Genomic DNA, 17,538 nt, shown 5'->3' with positions numbered 1-17,538 from the left:
GATCTTAGTAGCCAGAGTGGAAGATAGTATCATTGTTTTTCTAAGCGTTTTTATTGCTGGGGCTCTGGCCAAGATTCTATAGCTCCTTTATTTTTTGATATACCAAGTTTCCTGACTTCCCTTTTCATCAGGACCACCGCCACGACAAATCCGAGAAAATCGGATATCGGGAATGATAACCATATGCCTGTCAGGTCCATGAATAACGGCAGTATGAATATAAGGGGTGGCAGGAAGAATACCTGTCTTGAAAGTGTGATCGCCAGTGATTCTTTTGATTTTCCCAGAGACTGGAGCAGGGCCATGGCCACTACCTGGGTTCCTATAAATGGCATCATAAGGAAGCTTATCTTTATGGCAGGAACTCCCATTTCTATCAGCTCAGCATCATTGCTGAAAATCCTGAATATCTGCTCCGGGACCAGGAAGACAACTATGACGCTCAGAATGCACATGCCAAGTACGATATAATTCGAAAGGGAGACCGTTTCCCTGACTCGCTCGAAGTTGTTGGCACCGTAGTTGAAGCCGAATATGGGTTGTATCCCATGCTTAATCCCTATTATAGGCATCAAAGTGAGCATGAACACCTTGATAATAATGCCAAATACAGCAATTGCCATGTCTCCTCCGTATGCCAGAAGACTCTGGTTCAGGAGAATAAAGACCAGGCTTTCAACTGAGTTGAAAATAAATTCAGACATTCCGATGCCTGTTATTTCCTGTGAAAGAGCAAGATCGGGCATCATATATCCTAACCTGAATGAGACCATGCTTATGCTGCTTGAATAATAGTAGATGACCATTACAGAGCCGATCACTTGGGATATGACAGTCGCAACTGCAGCTCCCATGATTCCCATGTTGAACTCGAAGATGAAGATCGGATCGAGTATTATGTTCACAACGCTTGAGAACAGCATGATGGCCATTGCGAACTTTGCATGTCCCTCTGCTCTAATGGCATTGCTCAGTGCTGCAGAGAAAGCAAAGAATATGGTCCCCATGAGGATATACTTCGTGTATTCCCTCGCAAAAGGAAGGACGCTCTCGGAAGCCCCGAATATCTTCAGCATGGGATCAATGAATATCAACCCGAGAACTGTAAAGATCACACTCGATACAATGACCAATGTGACCATATTGCCCAGTGTCTTCTCTGCCTTGTCGGGATTATCCTCTCCCAGTGTCCTCGAGATTATGGATGATCCACCGATACCTATTCCAAGAGCAATTGCCATCATGAGCATCTGTATGGGAAATGCCACGGAAATTCCCGCAATTCCAAGCGAACTATCGGCTCCCAGTCCCCTGCCCACAAATATGGTATCCACAAGATTATAGAATGCCTGCACGAGCAATCCCACGATTGCAGGAGTTGACAGCTTGAAGATGAGCTTTTTTATGTTCTCGTTTGCAAGCATATCATATCTTTCGTGCTTCATTCAATAGACCTCCGTATGATTATGGATTGTTAGGGCTACGGAAAAGGCACTTGTTGTATTTAAGAATTTGGAAATTTAAATTTACTTTATATGTTTTCAGTAATACAAGTTTACTCTTGTAAGATTGCAACGATTGCCTAAGTAGAACGCACACAGGCATTGAACGATGAATGGATTCAACATAAAATTGTCAAAGGCTAGTTGATATTAATCACATAGCTACAGCTACGCGTGTCTAACAAAAATAGATGAAATAGAACATTTGTTACTTCTTTAATTAATATCATAAATAATTGCAATCTCTTGTACGTATCTTTGTCCTACATATACTCTATAACACATATAGAACGATTTAGGAAGAATTTATATATTAATAAAATTTTTAGCTATGTCTAGCAACTTAATCAAAATGTTTCCAACTAAAGGAGTATTTTCATGAATTCTAAGATGTTTGTTTATGCTATGCTATTGTCATTTTCAGTTGTAATAATCATGGGATGTGTCGATCAATCAGGTTCTCATCAGTCATTAGAGCACAAAAATATTTGTGATTCTGAACAATTACAAAAACTCCTAGATGATGGTGTGAATGTTGATACATATTATAGAGGAGGCACTATGTTGCATTCAGTTGCTTCCAGTGGGTGTTATGATTCTGCGTGGATGTTGCTTGAAAACAATGCCGACGTCAACGCTAAAAATTCAGAAGGAAAAACTCCTTTACATGCAAGTACAACGTGGGGAGAAAAGGATACTGCCTTGCTTTTATTGAAAAATGGAGCGAATGTTAGTTCCGTAGATAACTCTGGAAAAACTTCTCTCCACCTAGTTGCTGCTCGAGATCATATTGAGTTTGCAGAGTTACTGATGGATTACGATGCAGACATTAATGCAGTGGATGATCAAGGTGCTACACCTTTACATTATTCAAGTCATTTAGGAAATTTAGAAATCACTCGTCTCTTTATAAACAGTGGAGCAAATATTCATGCATCAGGTGAAGTGGGAACTCCGTTGCTTGTGGCAGCTTCCTCTTTACACGATTTAGGTTACACTTCAAACTGGGATGAAATAGAATCAGAAAAAGTCAAAATTATAAAATTGTTGATAGAGAACGGAGCTGATGTTAACGTTATCAATAGTGAAGGTGAGACTCCCCTCCATCTAGCTGCAGGAAGTGGAAGTCTGAAAATAGTAAAATTGTTAATTGAAAACGGTGGAGATGTCAATGCTTTGGATAATAAAATGAATACACCACTACATTTTGTAGTTGAATATGGGGAATATAGGGATGAAGAAGTTGTAAAACTCCTACTGGGAAACGGAGCTGACCCTTCTATAGAGAATATGGATGGAATAACTCCACGTTATTTAGCTGTTTCCAATGGCCTTAGTACAATTTCTGAACCTCTGACAAAATATGAAGATATGGGTGAAACTTATAGTGATTATAGCATAAACTTCGTACCTACTAATGAGGACTCTAATGATGGTACAAAATCTAATCCTTATGAAAACATAACACTTGAAAACGCAATTATTTATAATTATGAAAATGAAGAATGGGGTTCATATAAGGCAGTTATTATTGATGGCAAAAAATATCTTGTAGCATATACAAAGAACTCAGAATTTCTTATTGGTTCACCAGCACTAATTTCATATGATATTACATCGGAGATTATCATAGATAGTGATGAGACAATAGCTCTATTTCCTGGCTTATCTGTAAAGCTAGAAGATGACTATTCGCTATACATCGCAGATATAATTGATGATGTAGTTTGTTTCAGATTGAAAAAGGGTGATCGAGAAGTCGACGACGGTATAGTTGCTACTCAAGATATCGACTACAAATATGAAAGCAGACTCGGCACTAATTTTGACTTTCCAATTATTGTTATCGATTTTAGTTCTACCGAAGATGAAGAGTTGTATATTAGTGGTATTTTTCAAATATCTGAAGATTATATCAATATAAAAAGTACTAATTTCCTTTTGTAAAGAACCTAACACGACTTGAAAATGGAATCACAGATCTAAAAGGAGATATTTATGACAAAAAAGACTGAATTTCTACAGGATTTTTAAAAAAGATAGTCCCGGCCGGATTCGAACCAGCGTCTTCGGCTCCAAAGGCCGGAAGGATTGACCACTACCCTACGGGACTACGCAGGCTTAGCAGAATAAATGCATTATGGTACTTAATTTTTATGCAGAAAAGGATATTTTTCACTTTGCGATGATAAGTGTCAAAAGGTCCTTATCGTGCAACTCATGGTCAAGACCTGCTCTCTGGCCCGGGTGCTTGGCTGATGTTCCCCATACCAGTGAATACCTGAATTTTCTCCTGAAATCGCGGTGGAGGTGGTCACAGATTTCTCCAACCGTGACACCTTTGCGTACAATGAGTGGCTCTTCCATGTCAGCGGGGCCACCCTGGGGTTTCAGGTAAACGCGAATAAAGTCCAGTGATTCGTATATCAGGTCCTTGACGGCATCAAGGTTCAGCTCCTTATCGGCTGAGATGTATGTCGCATCAGGGTAATCCTCCCTGCATTTATCCAGTACATATTCATCTGCCATGTCCACCTTGTTGACAACAACAACCGAAGGGATATACACCCTGTTACCCATGATGGCGTCTATCAGCTGGTCAACGTTGATATTGTCCCTGATGAGCACATGGGCATTGTGTATTTTATACTCTGCAAGTATTGCCTTGATAAGATCATCTGACAGGTCGAGGTCAAGAGTGCTGCTGACCGTGACACCGCCTCTGTCATGCCTCTTTATGACGACATCAGGTGCTTTCTGGTTCAGGCGGATCCCTGCATCATACAATTCCTGGGTAAGAACATTATGGTGGTAATTCTGGAACACATCCAGTATAAAAAGCACAAGGTCGCAGTTCCTTACGACAGAGATTACTTCTCTTCCACGGCCTCTTCCGCTTGCAGCTCCCTTCACCAGCCCGGGAACATCAAGTATCTGGATAGTTGCATTGTTGTATTCAAGCACTCCCGGAATCACATCCAGGGTTGTAAACTCATAGGCTCCGACCTCTGAATTTGCACCGGTCAGCTTGTTAAGTAGTGTGGATTTTCCCACTGACGGGAATCCTACAAGCGTGACGGTGGCATCTCCTGACTTTCTCACGGAGTATCCTTCACCGCCTCCCTTGCTTGCAGCTTTCTTGACAACTTCATCACGCAGACGTGCAAGCTTAGCCTTCAGCTTACCAATGTGATGTGATGTTGCCTTATTGTAAGGAGTCTTTTTGATCTCCTCTTCTACTTCCTGTATATCCTCGTGTATGCCCATTTGAACCTACCATAACGTCAAAATAAAAAAGATTTTCCCGATTTTAGACTTGCCATATCGTCAAAAGGGGGATATTATACTACCGGTCATTTCATACGTATGAATTCCGGCCGGAAGTCTTCTTGAGAATTCTTCGGAGCGGAGAGCATTCAGGAAAACCTGTATCTCCCTGATATCCAGAAGATCCTTTCGTATGACAAAATCAAATTCGTCCTCTGTAACAGGAACAAACCCAAGCCCGGATTCCTCTGCAGTGTTCCGCAGTCCGAATCCCACGTCAGCCCTGCCATCCTTGATAGTATCACAGACTGAACGATGTGTCTTCGAAGTAGAATTGTAGCCTTTAATACTCTTTGTGAGTTCATTTCTGGAAATGCCTTTTTCCTTCGCCAGGCGATCAAGTTCCGTCTCAAGTACGGTCCTTGTTCCCGAACCCCGGTTCCTGTTTATAAATTTAAATTTCAGGCCGATCAGGTCTTCAAGTCCCGATATTCTTTCTCCTTTTCGGAATATAAGTCCCAGCTCTCGTTTGTAACCCTTTGCCAGCACGACATCTGAAAGATTCATTTTCCTGACTACAGGTAAGTTATAATTGCCATCTGCACCAGGCATGTTGATTCCTGCAATATCAGTAGTCTCCCCTGCAATAGCTGTCAACCCTGCACTTGAACCCATGTTGAGCATCCTGAAGACCATCCCTGTTTCTTCCTCAAGAATATCAACTCCCGGGCACTGCCCACCTACATACATCAGGTCCGGGATTCTCACATTACCAAACATAGTAACCTCAACCGGGCTTCCTGCGTCGATATACTCAGTCTCTGCGTTGATCTCGATAATCCCGTCAGCATCTGAAAGAGTTGTGATTGCTCCTGAGGTCTTGTCTGCGGGGTATGCTCTCCCGCGGATCACTCCCACAGGGAATAACTCCTCACGTCCTCCTGAACGTATGCCTGTTCCCATGACAGCCTGAACCTTTGTCCTGAAGGATGGTGCGGTTCCAAGTGAATTATGGATTATCGGTGCCACAAACTCATTGAATATACTGAGTGCAGAGGTTGGGTTTCCCGGAAGGCCGATAGTAGGTATGCCATCTATCATCCCGATGACGACCGGTTTGCCGGGTTTAATGGCGATTCCGTGGGTAAGTGTTTTTCCCTTATCCTCAATTATCTTGTACATTATATCCCCGACACCCGCAGAAGTGCTGCCCGAGGTGAGAACCATATGACATTCTCTGATCGCCCTGTCCAGGCCTTCTTCCATCATTTTTCCGTCGTCGGGAATTATGCCATACATTTTCGGAATAGCGCCTGCCTCTTCCACGCTTGCAGCTATTGCATAGGAGTTTGCATCGAATATAAGTCCTTTTCCAAGTGAGTTGCCGGGTTCTATGAGTTCATTGCCCGTTGAGATTATGCCCACCAACAGTTTTCTGACAGGTACTTCTTTCATGCCGACTGATGCAAGAACACCGATCTCCCTGGATCCGATACGTGTATTCTTCCTGAGTACACGTTCTCCCTTCATGATGTCGCTGCCGGCTTTCATGATGTTCTCATTGATGTGGACCGGCTGGTAAACAAGTATATTATCATCTACCCCCTTTGTTTGTTCAACCATCACCACAGCATCTGCTCCGTCGGGGATGGGTGCTCCTGTGGATATCTCAATAGCTTCCCCTTCACCTGCAAAAAAAGTGTCAGAGCACCCGGCAGGTATGGAACCTGTCATTTTGAGCTTCACAGGCTCAGGTTCACTTGCCTGATAGGTATCCTTTGCATGTATTGCATAACCGTCTTTGACAGAGCGGTTGAATGCAGGTACGTCAACGGGTGAAAAAATGTCTTCAGCTAATATGCGCCCGGCAGAATCCTCTATCTTTAAATGTTCAGTATCCGACCTGGCAATGATTCGGTTTATAAGTTGCCTTGCTTCTTCTACGGGGGTGAGTTCCCTGAATTCCTTGCGTTCCATTATGCTCGCTTATTCATCGTCAAGATACGCTATAAGCGTTTTGTTGAGCTTGAATACTCTTGAAGCAACATACCACAGACCCATGAGATACACGATCCATGTAGCAAGGGAAAGTATCTTCAGGTTGTGGGTGGAATCCAGGGCTTCGAAAGTGATCACAAGGGTCACAGGCATGAGCAGCAATATTGCCATTACCGAATCATTGAGGTATTTGAGGTTCTGCATTACCACTTTGCCTTTTTCTCCTGTTATGTCCATTATTATTCCTCGGCTAAATTATTACATTTTTCTAGAATATATACTATTATTATATTAATATATAATTATGTAATGCCTGAGGAAAATTTCAAATGGAAAAATTAGGGGAATAGTCCCCTTTAAAAAGTCGATTAAGAAAAGATAGGAGTTCCGCTGTTCTGGGTAATGTACTCGAAAGCTGCAACCATCTTCTTTGTAATAGGTCCTGGCTTTCCGTCACCGATATCACGGCCGTCCACCTTGACAAGAGGGGCAGCTTCAGCAGCCGTACCTGTCACGAATATCTCATCAGCAGTATAAAGGTCGAAAAGTCCCATGTTCTCTACAATAACCTCGATATTCATTTCCTTCAATAATTCGATTGCAGTAGCTCTTGTAATGCCTTTTAGGTTGTTTATTGTCGGAGGGGTGTAGACTTTTCCGTTCTTAATTATGAAGATATTGTCGCCTGAACCTTCGGAAAGATAGCCGTTCCCGTCAAAGAAAATAGCTTCATCTCCACCTTTCTCATTTGCCTCGATCTTTGCAAGGATGTTGTTCAGGTAGTTGAGTGATTTGATATTCGGGGAAAGAGCATCAGCCGAGTTCCTCCTGATTGCAACAGTAACTCCTGTGAGCCCGACTTCATAGAGGTCTCCGTACATTGCACCCCATTCCTGGCTTATGATGAAAATATTGGGGTTTGGGCATTTTCTGGGGTCAAGTCCAAGGTCTCCTACACCCCTTGATACAATAGGCCTTATATATGCGTCTTTCAGATTGTTTTTCCTGAGTGTTTCCAGGACAGCTTCTTCCATCTCTTCCTTGGACAGGGGGATTTTCAGAGCTATTGCCCTTGCTGAGTCATAAAGCCTGTCAATATGTTCCCGTAACTTAAAGACACGTCCGTTGTAGGCCCTTATGCCTTCGAATACACCATCACCGTACAGGAATCCATGGTCGTATATCGAAGTCGTGGCCTTCGATTTGGGGACATATTCGCCGTTGTAATATATCAAAAGTTCACTCATAATGAAGCCTCATCAAATTGATGGTAGGTTTGATGTCAAACTATTATATATTTGTATTCACAATGTGTGCAAAACCCGGCCGCAGGCTTGCATGGCACAAAAAGCTTTTATGTTTAAACGTCTATTTCGTACCCCTACAACCATTATCCGCGGTCCCGTGGCTTAGCCAGGATATAGCATCGGGCTTCTAACCCGAGGGTCAGGGGTTCAAATCCCTTCGGGATCGCTATTATTTTTTTAAGGGCAACAAATATGCAAAAGTTTGTTTGCGTCCAATGTTTCCTTTTACGCACTAATCCTTGCGTCTGAGCACAAATGCCAGGACAATTAATGCTGCCATAGGAATCGTGATTGGTATGAAATCAAGGGCCATTTCATTGAAATCCAAAATGGAATTCGGGTTGGTAACAGTTACAGTAGCCTTATTTGTATCGATCGCTCCCTGATCATCGATTACTGTCAAAGTCACTTCATACGTTCCTTCACTTGTATAGGTATGGAAAGAGGTTTTTGAATCACTGGTCGAATTGTTCTCACCGTCAAAATCCCATTGGTAACTCACAATTGTTCCATCTGTATCAGAAGAATTCGTACCGTCAAACTTGATAGCTGTATTAACAGCGGCTGTGTAAAAACCACCAGAATCCGCTTTTGGTGGACTGTTTATATCTCCGTTGATAGTTCCATAGTTTTTGATTGTTCCATAATCATTAATAATTCCATAGTTGCTGATAACTACCGGAATCAGATTAATTTCATAGTTGATGATGAGTCCATGGTTATCAATAGTTCCATAATTTTTGATTTTTCCATAATTTGAAACTGTTCCCTCGATATTCATAGAAGAGCCGGCTTCAAGTTCAAAAGTAGCTCCTGATTTGAGGACAAGGCTTCCTCCGGACTCGATCAGAAGGCAGGCTTCCGGTTCAATTGTAAGCCTCTCATCTTTATTGATTGTGAGAGAATCTCCTTTCTGGATCACAAAATATTCACCCTCAGTAATTGTGACAGGATTTGTTATCGTATCTGCTGCAGCTATGCCTGAGAAAATCAGAAAAGGAACTATTGCTATAAGAAAAACTTTTTGACGTATATTCATTCGTACCACTGGAGTATTATGATTTTTAGGATAAGTGGTCTGGATTTTTTGTAGCACTGCTATATTTATGAACCAGCTCCAACTTTGCACATATAATTTGATTTTTACATAACATAAACTAATATTTAAAATATATCATTTATTTTTTCAAAAGAAGTAAAAAAATCAATAGTCTTGATTTCCCTGTCTGAAAAAAGAAAAGTTGAAGGCATCTATCTCAATGCCCTCGGTAGCCTTACTTCGTATTTTGCATTTTCCGGAACAACTTGTCGATTTCCTCCCAGTTGACAATATTCCAGAATGCATCTATAAACTTGCCTTTCTCATTCTTGTAGTCAAGATAGTAAGCATGTTCCCATACATCAAGAGCCATGATTATCGGGAAATCCGGCACCAGATTTACGTTGTGTTTCTCTATCTGCACTATTCCAAGCCTCTGGGTATCGTTGCAGTAGGTTAGTGCTGCCCATCCTGAACCCTCTACTGTTGCTGCTACCTGGCTGAATTCCTTTTTGAACCTTTCAAAACTTCCGAATTCTTCCTTTAGTGCCTCATCCAGTTCACCTACAGGCTCTTTACTTGCTTTCTCTGCAGGTGTCATGCCCCACCAGAAATAGTCATGCAGCACATGGCCCGCCAGATTAAAAGAAAATGCCTTGGCGGTTGCCTTATAATCAAAATCCGTTCCTTCTTTCCGGGCATTCTCCATCATTTGTATAATCGAATTTACATTATTCACGTAAGATTGATGGTGTTTATCATGGTGTATCTTCAATTGTTCCTCTGATATGTATGGTTCCAGATCTGCATAACCATATTTCAAAGCCGGTAATTTATAGTATTCTTTAGCCATATTCTCCCCCAATTTCTATTACATTGATTACATAGAATTTCCTTAAGGGTCACATCCTGGGAATTTCTAACCTCAGATTCAGTTCCCTGAAATCCTATTTACAAACCTACTAACGAAACTCCCCACGTGTGCATGCTAGCAGTTTTGTACAGAATAATTATCAGGAGCAGATATTATATAGTTATTGAAATACGGTTCTGTAGAATATGTTTCTCTCATCATTAATTTATAGAAAAATCCAGGGTTGTTTTTCCGTTTTTATCTTCAGTCCTGCTTACTTTTTCATCTGCTTTTCAGTATTCAATATTTTGGGTACGATTTTCATTACTGAGTCAGGATTAAGAGATATAGAGTCGATTTCTTCCCTTACAAGGAATTCTGCAAACTCAGGGAAATCACTGGGTGCTTCTCCGCAAAGCCCGCTATGCTTGCCGTTTCTTCTTGCCCCCTGTATGGCCATGGCGACTATTTTCTTTACCGCCTCATCTCTTTCATCGAAGGCTTCGGCAAGTATCTCAGAGTCCCTGTCCACACCGAGTGTCAATTGTGTCAGGTCATTGGAACCTATGGAAAAACCGTCAAAGTACTTGCTGAACTCATCTATCAGTAGGACGTTGCTTGGTATTTCACACATGACATAAACCTGCAGACCATTCTTTCCTCTCTCCAGGCCATTCTTTTTCATTTCCTCCAGTACTTTTTCCGCTTCCTCTATTCTTCTGCAGAACGGGATCATTAGAATGATATTTTTGAGCCCCATTTCTTCCCGGACCCTTTTCATTGCCCTGCACTCCAGGGCGAACCCTTCTCTGTACCTTTCATCATAGTAACGTGATGCTCCCCTGAAACCCAGCATAGGATTATTTTCCTCAAATTCGAAATGCTTTCCACCAAGCAGGGTTGCATATTCGTTAGACTTGAAATCACTCATACGTACTACTACAGGCTTAGGATAGAAGGCTGCGGCTATTGTTCCCACTCCAAAGGAGAGTTTTTCCACAAAATAGTCACCCTTGCTTTTGTATCCTTTCGTTAGATTTTCTATCTTCTCAAGCACAGCGGTGTCTTCTACTTTTTCGGGATGCACAAGCGCCATCGGATGTATTCCTATGTAGCTTGAGATGATGAATTCCAGTCTTGCAAGCCCTATGCCGTCATTCGGTATCATTGAAAGGCCAAAAGCTTCTTCCGGGTTGCCCAGGTTCATCATTATCTCTGTTTTTGTTTTCTCTATTCCCTTAAGGTCAATGCTTTCAGTATGGAATTTGAGCATGCCTTCGTACACTTTTCCGACATCACCCTCCGCACAACTGACAGTGACATCCATATCGGTGTTCAATTTTTCTGTAGCATCTTCTGCACCTACTACCGCAGGAATTCCAAGCTCACGACTTACTATTGCTGCATGACAGGTTCTCCCACCCTTGTTGGTGATGATAGCAGCAGCTTTTTTCATTACCGGTTCCCAGTCAGGAGTAGTGGTATCCGCCACAAGTACTTCTCCTGCTTTGAAAGATGGGAGCACGGACACATCCGGGATAACATGTACTTTTCCGGAAGCGATCTTATTACCAACACTCCTGCCTGTGACAATAACTGGTGATTTTTCTTCCAGGATATATGTCTCCAGTGTGTCCTTTTTCTTCTGGGACTGCACGGTTTCGGGCCTTGCCTGCACAATGAAAAGTTCCCCGGTTTCGCCATCCTTTGCCCACTCGATATCCATAGGTGATTTTTTTCCCTTCTTTTTGGTGTAATGATCCTCGATAGTTACTCCGTATTGAGCAAGCTGGAGTACCTCTTCATCGTTAATACAGAAACGCTTTCTTTCAGCAACCGGGACCTCCACGTTACGGGTAAGCACCCTGGAATCACCGCGACCGTATATCATCTTAATCGCTTTTTCACCCAGTCTCTTGTCGATTACGGGTCTGTAACCCTCTTTCAATGTGGGTTTGAATACATAGTACTCATCAGGATTAACAAGACCCTGCACAATATTTTCTCCAAGTCCATAAGACGCTGTTATAAAAACTACGTCCTCAAAACCACTTTCCGTGTCTATGGTGAACATAACGCCGCTTGATGCAAGGTCTGAGCGTACCATCTTCATTACTCCGATGGACAGGCTGACCTTAAAGTGATCGAAGTTGTTATTGACACGGTAAGATATTGCCCTGTCAGTAAAAAGTGATGCAAAACATCTGCTGCAGGCATCTTTGAGGGAGTGGTAACCGTGAATGTTAAGGTAGCTTTCCTGCTGACCTGCAAAAGATGCATTAGGAAGATCTTCCGCAGTTGCCGAACTACGCACAGCTACATCCGTATCTGGTCCGTACTGTTCACAGAGCTTATCATAGGCCTCTTTTATCTCATCCCACAGATCATCGGGAATACCTGCATCAAGAATAATCTCTCTTGCCTTCTTTCCTTTTTTGGAAAGTTCGAGAACATCTTCCGTATCAAGCCCTTCGAGAGTCTGCTTGAGTTCTTCAAGTGCACCGGAAGATTTCACCACATGCCAGTAGGCATCTGCAGTGATTGCAAAGCCGTTGGGAATTCTAAGATTTTTATCTGTCAGTTCCCTGTACATTTCCCCCAGGGAGGCATTCTTGCCTCCCACCAGAGGAACATCATCTATTGTAATTTCTTCAAACCATCGTATGTACTTGCTGCTTCCCATCATTAAACCCCTGAATTCTGAAATGAGTCACGTTTGTAGTTATGATTGTTTTCCAAAAGCAATATGCTTTTGGGACTTCCTTCCCAGTACAAAATTCAGTAAGAAGAAAATCAGTAATAAGCTTTGCAGGTTTTAAATCTGCACAAAAAAGAGAGCTTTCTACTATCAGTATACTATCTGAGCATCATTTCCGAAAATATCTTTTATTTCGGAATTGAGTACATATCTTGAGTCCTCCAGCTGACCTTCCAGATCTTCAAGGTGTCGCTGTTCAGCTTCCATGTCGCTTATTATTACCCCGATTGAATCATTGCATTTTGCTATCTGTTTTTCAAGATCTTCCCTGTTTTTATATACATGCAGCAGGTTCAATTTTTCTGTCAGTTCTTCAATTTCCGCCAGATACTGTTCCCTTTGGGTATGCAGGTCAGACATTGTTGCAGGGTCTTTCAGTTTTTCGATTTGCTTCAGTATCTTCTCATACATCTGTTCCTTAAGACCGAGATCCCTGTTTTCAATTCTCTCCTCAAGCACATTAAGAAAAGATTCGAGCTCTTCTACCTGAATGGAGATAGGGTTATCTTTAATCTTTCTGAGCACTTCCCTGTTTTCGGGGGAAAGCACATACATCTCATTTTTGTCCTGTTTTTCCATCCTGGAAAGGGCTTTGGACATAGGTGTAAACAGTCTTTTGACTTCGGAATCCACTGATGCTATCTTATTTTTAAGTTCCCTTATTTCGTTTTCCAGAGCTTTTGTTTCTTCAAATTCGCTGCTTTCTTCGAGTTTTTCTATACTGGCATCGGTATTTGCCAACTCCTTTTTTGCAGATTCGTATCTTGATTCAAAGTCAAGGATCTTTTTCCGGCTTTGTTCCATGTGTCTTTCATTCTCACGGACATTTTCCACATGTTCCGGGATTTTTTCGAAAGCATCTATCTTATTCTTTTTATTTCGGATCAGGGCAAATAGTTCGTCAAGCCGGGCTTCAAGGTTTGCCATGGCGAGATTTATCCTTTCAAACTCCCGGGGATACAACGCTTTTATGTACATCTGGCTTCTTCGGGTGTTGTCTAAAACGTTTTTAAGAACAGATTTTGAATCTTCATAGAATGCAAAAGCATTCCCTGGTTCATTATTTGAGGGTATGCGAATCTTTTCGATTATCAGGTCCAGATTATGGGCAATATTGTCTCGATTCGAGTCCCCAAGTTTTTCCGCCCTTTTATTGGCATTTGCTATTGCTTCAGCTTCAAGCAGGCTTTTTTTAACATCTTTTATCTCTTTGATGGAGATGCCGATCTCTTTATACTTTTTTCCGATAACCGGTCTTAGCGTACCAAGCTCTTTTTCATACTCTTGTTTGACCATTTCGGAAAGCTTGTTAAACTCAAACCTTACAGGTCCGGTTTCGACTTCTTTCCGCTTTTTCCCGAATATCTTCTCTATAAAACTCATTCTCTTAGTAAAAGACGAAATTCTGTCTTAAAAGCCTGTTGGAATGTCTTATGCGGGCATTCTCTGAATATGTGAAAACATAAGGCCTCTAGAAAACCACAATCTTGTTTTTATCAAGTGTTATCCGGCATATGTCTCCGACATCAAGTCGCGTGTCTTCAAAGAACTGGTTTGCAACTTCTGCAATAAGCAGGTTTCTATGCTCTTTTATTTGAAATGCAATCACTTTGCTTGATCCTTTATTTACAATACTCTTAACCGATGCATCGAATGTATTATCTCCCAGCTTTCCGTTTTCATCTTCACTCACTTTCAAAATACGGAGGTTCTCCGGCCGGATTCCCCATGATATTTTCTCATCCTTTTTCAGTCCGGGATGCTCTACTCTAACCGGCATTTCCTGACTCTTTATCAGGGTAGAACCTTCTGCTTCATCTATTTCCACAACGAAAGCATCCTCGAAGATGTTGGACATACCTACAAGTTCTGCAACATGCCTGTTCTTCGGATGATAAAAGACTTCTTCGGGTGTTCCCAGCTGCTGCACGCGTCCGTCGTGGAAAATTATTATCTTGTCAGCAATCGTGAAGGCTTCTACATGATTGTGGGTTATGAAGAGCACCGGAATGCTAAGCTCCCTCTGTATCTCCTTGATCTTCTCCCGAAGTTTCATACGCACTACCATGTCCAGTGCTGAGAATGGTTCGTCCAGCAAGAGGATATCAGGCTTGGGTGCAAGGGCCCGTGCAAGTGCTACCCTTTGTTTCTGTCCACCTGAAAGCTGTGAAGGATAATTGTTCTCCAGGCCTTCTATATGGAGTAGCTGCAACATTTCCTGAATTCTCTTTTCTTTCTCTTCTTTGCTCCATCCTTTCAGTCCGTAGGCAATGTTCTTTTTCACATCCATGTGGGGAAACAGGGCATAGTTCTGGAATACGTATCCGAGGCTTCTCTGCTGTACCGGAAGGTTTATTCTTTTATGGCAATCGAAATACACTTTGTTATTAACGATTATCTTTCCACCGTTGGGTTCAAGAAGTCCGGAAATGCATTGGAGTGCTGTAGTCTTCCCTGACCCCGAACGTCCGAAAAGTACTACCAGCTCATTTTCAATCTCAAATTTGGCATCAAGTGTAAAAGAAGGCTCTATGCCTTTTTTCTTGTCGCTTTTTTTCTTGTAATATCGTTTTCTGAAATCCACTTTGATGCCTATACTAACACCTCAGACCTTCCATGTGTCGACAAGTTTTGCAGTTATGGCCATAGAGAGTAGTGACATTGCTATCAATATTATTACCAGCGTATTGGCAAGTTCGTTATTCCCTGTCTGGAATGCGCTGTATATCGAAAGTGACATAGTGTTAGTTCTTCCGGGTATATTCCCTGCGACCATGAGTGTTGCTCCGAACTCTCCCACCGACCTGGCAAAACTCAGGACTATTCCTGCGAGTATCCCTTTTTTTGCAAGTGGAAGTGTGATGAAAAGCGCAGTTTCCAGTTCTTTTCTTCCAAGGGTGAATGCGGCATATTCGAAATCTCTGTCCACTGCTTCGATTGCAGCAGCAGTAGTTTTTACCATAAGTGGAAGCGATACGATAAAAGCTGCAATGACTGCTGCCTCCCATGTGAAAAGTATGGTCCACCCTGTCAGGTTGTAAATGATATTTCCGAGGGCTCCGTTTTTTCCCAGTAATACTACCAGAATGTATCCTGTTACAGTGGGGGGGAGTACAAGAGGTAAAGTAACGAGGACATCTGCGAACCATTTTCCCCTGAAATCACGTCTTGCGAGCACATATGATATTATCACACCTACCACTGCTACTACAAGGGTGGATAATATTGCTATTTTCAGCGTGATCCCAAGGGGAAACCATATCTGGTCCAGCATTTCTTTTTAATCCTTATTATGCCGTGAATCCATGTGATTCTAATATTGATCTTCCTTCATCTGAAGTGACAAAGTCTACGAAGCTCTGTGCTTCTTCTTCATTCTCTGAAGATGAAACCACTGCTATCGGATAACTGATTTGTGTAACAGTCGGCAAAGTTGCAACAATCTCTATTCTGTCAGGATCGGCTGTTGCTGCATCTGTACTGTAGACAAATCCTGCATCAACTTCGCCTCTTTCAACATAGACCAGCACCTGCTTGACATCATCTGCAAGTATGGATTTGCCCTGAAGGTCATTCCACAGGCCTGCTTCTGTAAGTGCTTCTACTGTATATTTCCCTACTGGTGCGGTTTCAGGATTTCCGATGGCAATTGTTCCGGCTTCTGCCAGGTCTTCCGGCCCGTTAATATTTAGCTTGTTGTCCGCAGGAGTTATGAGAACTACGGTGTTCTCCGCAAAATCTTCCCTTGAATCTTCAACGATTAAGGACTGGTCATTTAACAGGTTCATGTGGTTTTGTGATGCTGATGCGAATACATCGATGGGTGCACCACCTTCGATCTGCATTCTGAGAGTTCCTGAACCTGCAAAGTTGTAATTGACATCCACAGCGGGATTCTCTTCTTCGAATTCTTCTTCTATCTCAATAAAAGCTTCAGTAAGACTTGCCGCAGCGGATACTGTGATTGAAACTGGCTCTGGAGCGGATGTGGTTTCTTCACTTTCAGTATCTGACACGGTCTTGTCTGCACATCCGCTTGCAAGGAGTGCAATTGTCAGTATGGCTGCAACGACCAGGATTATTTTTTTGTTCAGCTCCATGATAGTACCCTCTTAATTGTCAGCCGGCTTCATGGTGAATGTCAGCTTCCAATCGTTATGTTCATTCACACATAACGCTTCTGTTCTTTTTTTCGTATAAGTATTTTTCTAATTTCTCGTCTATTCGAGTTATCTTGGCCGGTACCTGAACTATTCGTATATATTACAAAAAAACAGGTAAGTTAAAAAGCATCCTAAAAACAGAAATGGGAGCATCACAGACACTCCCGGAAATGAGTTTATTCTTCTACAACAGTAACTTTTTTCATCACATCATTTGGCTTAATCTTGTTGACAACGTCCATACCTTCGACTACCTGGCCGAAAACGGTATGTACATTATCAAGGTGTGGCTGTGGTGAGTGTGTGATGAAGAACTGGCTGCCTCCGGTGTCCTTTCCAGCATGTGCCATTGAAAGTGCGCCTTTGCCGTGTTTGCGTGGGTTACCTTTTGTCTCACATTTGATGGAGTATCCTGGTCCACCTGTACCGTCTCCTTTAGGACATCCGCCCTGGATGACAAAGTTTGGTATGACCCTGTGGAAAGTAAGGCCGTCGTAGAATCCCTGCTTAATGAGTTTCTCGAAGTTTGCTACGGTTTTTGGTGCATCCTTCTCGAAAAGTTCCAGTACAATGTTACCTTTATCGGTTTCTATTATTGCTTTCTTCATGAGTTTCACCTTTGATGAAACTGTTTAATGACCGGGGCTGATT

At 42.2% G+C, this 17,538-nt stretch carries 14 protein-coding genes and 2 tRNA genes; 2 read left to right on the top strand and 14 right to left on the bottom strand.

The genetic code is table 11. The annotated features are described in order from the left end of the window. Positions 1–50: 50 nt before the first annotated feature. A complete protein-coding gene (locus V7O62_RS08180) occupies positions 51–1,445 on the bottom strand; it encodes an MATE family efflux transporter (protein ID WP_406655756.1) in 1,395 nt (464 codons plus the stop codon). Between the two features lie 435 nt (positions 1,446–1,880). Here V7O62_RS08180 and V7O62_RS08175 point away from each other — a divergent pair, with 435 nt between their 5' ends. Beyond that, positions 1,881–3,449 carry an ankyrin repeat domain-containing protein gene (locus V7O62_RS08175; RefSeq protein WP_406655755.1) on the top strand — a complete coding sequence of 523 codons (1,569 nt, stop codon included), beginning with the start codon at positions 1,881–1,883 and terminating at the stop codon, positions 3,447–3,449. Positions 3,450–3,542: 93 nt separating this feature from the next. Here V7O62_RS08175 and V7O62_RS08170 read toward each other — a convergent pair. From V7O62_RS08170 to ilvE, 5 genes are all read right to left on the bottom strand, one after another. Then, a tRNA-Gln gene (locus V7O62_RS08170) sits at positions 3,543–3,615 on the bottom strand. Positions 3,616–3,677: 62 nt separating this feature from the next. Further along, positions 3,678–4,769 carry an OBG GTPase family GTP-binding protein gene (locus V7O62_RS08165; RefSeq protein WP_406655754.1) on the bottom strand — a complete coding sequence of 364 codons (1,092 nt, stop codon included), beginning with the start codon at positions 4,767–4,769 and terminating at the stop codon, positions 3,678–3,680. A 60-nt stretch (positions 4,770–4,829) separates the two neighbouring features. After that, the gene (locus tag V7O62_RS08160) at positions 4,830–6,746 is read right to left on the bottom strand and encodes a molybdopterin biosynthesis protein (RefSeq protein WP_406655753.1); all 1,917 of its coding nucleotides are present in this window, start codon (positions 6,744–6,746) and stop codon (positions 4,830–4,832) included. Positions 6,747–6,755: 9 nt separating this feature from the next. Continuing rightward, positions 6,756–7,004 (bottom strand): sodium:proton antiporter, encoded by a 249-nt coding sequence (locus tag V7O62_RS08155; protein ID WP_406655752.1) that lies wholly within the window; start codon positions 7,002–7,004, stop codon positions 6,756–6,758. A gap of 131 nt (positions 7,005–7,135) precedes the next feature. Beyond that, positions 7,136–8,014, bottom strand: coding sequence for a branched-chain-amino-acid transaminase (gene ilvE, locus V7O62_RS08150; RefSeq protein ID WP_406655751.1), 879 nt, complete (start codon positions 8,012–8,014; stop codon positions 7,136–7,138). 151 nt (positions 8,015–8,165) lie between these two features. On the opposite strand from ilvE, the gene V7O62_RS08145 reads away from it, so the two are divergent. Beyond that, positions 8,166–8,240 (top strand) — tRNA-Arg (locus tag V7O62_RS08145). Positions 8,241–8,306: 66 nt separating this feature from the next. Here the strand turns inward: V7O62_RS08145 and V7O62_RS08140 are convergent. From V7O62_RS08140 to V7O62_RS08105, 8 genes are all read right to left on the bottom strand, one after another. Beyond that, positions 8,307–9,113, bottom strand: coding sequence for a PKD domain-containing protein (locus tag V7O62_RS08140; RefSeq protein ID WP_406655750.1), 807 nt, complete (start codon positions 9,111–9,113; stop codon positions 8,307–8,309). A gap of 235 nt (positions 9,114–9,348) precedes the next feature. After that, positions 9,349–9,966 carry a superoxide dismutase gene (locus V7O62_RS08135; RefSeq protein WP_406655749.1) on the bottom strand — a complete coding sequence of 206 codons (618 nt, stop codon included), beginning with the start codon at positions 9,964–9,966 and terminating at the stop codon, positions 9,349–9,351. A gap of 274 nt (positions 9,967–10,240) precedes the next feature. Further along, positions 10,241–12,649, bottom strand: coding sequence for a phosphoenolpyruvate synthase (gene ppsA, locus V7O62_RS08130; RefSeq protein WP_406658271.1), 2,409 nt, complete (start codon positions 12,647–12,649; stop codon positions 10,241–10,243). Between the two features lie 165 nt (positions 12,650–12,814). Beyond that, positions 12,815–14,107 (bottom strand): hypothetical protein, encoded by a 1,293-nt coding sequence (locus tag V7O62_RS08125; protein ID WP_406655748.1) that lies wholly within the window; start codon positions 14,105–14,107, stop codon positions 12,815–12,817. A gap of 88 nt (positions 14,108–14,195) precedes the next feature. Further along, positions 14,196–15,320, bottom strand: a complete 1,125-nt coding sequence (locus V7O62_RS08120; RefSeq protein WP_406658270.1) for an ABC transporter ATP-binding protein — start codon at positions 15,318–15,320, stop codon at positions 14,196–14,198. A gap of 9 nt (positions 15,321–15,329) precedes the next feature. Further along, entirely contained in the window at positions 15,330–15,998 is a 669-nt protein-coding gene (gene modB / locus V7O62_RS08115; protein WP_406655747.1) for a molybdate ABC transporter permease subunit, read from the bottom strand. Between the two features lie 16 nt (positions 15,999–16,014). Beyond that, entirely contained in the window at positions 16,015–16,824 is an 810-nt protein-coding gene (gene modA, locus V7O62_RS08110; protein ID WP_406655746.1) for a molybdate ABC transporter substrate-binding protein, read from the bottom strand. 239 nt (positions 16,825–17,063) lie between these two features. Then, a complete protein-coding gene (locus V7O62_RS08105) occupies positions 17,064–17,495 on the bottom strand; it encodes a peptidylprolyl isomerase (protein WP_406655745.1) in 432 nt (143 codons plus the stop codon). Positions 17,496–17,538 lie beyond the last annotated feature (43 nt).

Origin of the sequence: Methanolobus sp. ZRKC2, assembly GCF_045291185.1 — an archaeon.
In the GTDB taxonomy this organism is placed as follows: domain Archaea; phylum Halobacteriota; class Methanosarcinia; order Methanosarcinales; family Methanosarcinaceae; genus Methanolobus.
The sequence above is the reverse complement of the archived record's forward strand: the minus strand, read 5'-3'. Positions and strand labels throughout refer to the sequence as shown.

Coding starts and splice junctions, on each gene's coding strand:
- V7O62_RS08180 (WP_406655756.1), bottom strand. CDS start 1,445: ATGAAGCACGAAAGATATGATATGCTTGCAAACGAGAACATAAAAAAG.
- V7O62_RS08175 (WP_406655755.1), top strand. CDS start 1,881: ATGAATTCTAAGATGTTTGTTTATGCTATGCTATTGTCATTTTCAGTT.
- V7O62_RS08165 (WP_406655754.1), bottom strand. CDS start 4,769: ATGGGCATACACGAGGATATACAGGAAGTAGAAGAGGAGATCAAAAAG.
- V7O62_RS08160 (WP_406655753.1), bottom strand. CDS start 6,746: ATGGAACGCAAGGAATTCAGGGAACTCACCCCCGTAGAAGAAGCAAGG.
- V7O62_RS08155 (WP_406655752.1), bottom strand. CDS start 7,004: ATGGACATAACAGGAGAAAAAGGCAAAGTGGTAATGCAGAACCTCAAA.
- ilvE (WP_406655751.1), bottom strand. CDS start 8,014: ATGAGTGAACTTTTGATATATTACAACGGCGAATATGTCCCCAAATCG.
- V7O62_RS08140 (WP_406655750.1), bottom strand. CDS start 9,113: ATGAATATACGTCAAAAAGTTTTTCTTATAGCAATAGTTCCTTTTCTG.
- V7O62_RS08135 (WP_406655749.1), bottom strand. CDS start 9,966: ATGGCTAAAGAATACTATAAATTACCGGCTTTGAAATATGGTTATGCA.
- ppsA (WP_406658271.1), bottom strand. CDS start 12,649: ATGGGAAGCAGCAAGTACATACGATGGTTTGAAGAAATTACAATAGAT.
- V7O62_RS08125 (WP_406655748.1), bottom strand. CDS start 14,107: ATGAGTTTTATAGAGAAGATATTCGGGAAAAAGCGGAAAGAAGTCGAA.
- modB (WP_406655747.1), bottom strand. CDS start 15,998: ATGCTGGACCAGATATGGTTTCCCCTTGGGATCACGCTGAAAATAGCA.
- modA (WP_406655746.1), bottom strand. CDS start 16,824: ATGGAGCTGAACAAAAAAATAATCCTGGTCGTTGCAGCCATACTGACA.
- V7O62_RS08105 (WP_406655745.1), bottom strand. CDS start 17,495: ATGAAGAAAGCAATAATAGAAACCGATAAAGGTAACATTGTACTGGAA.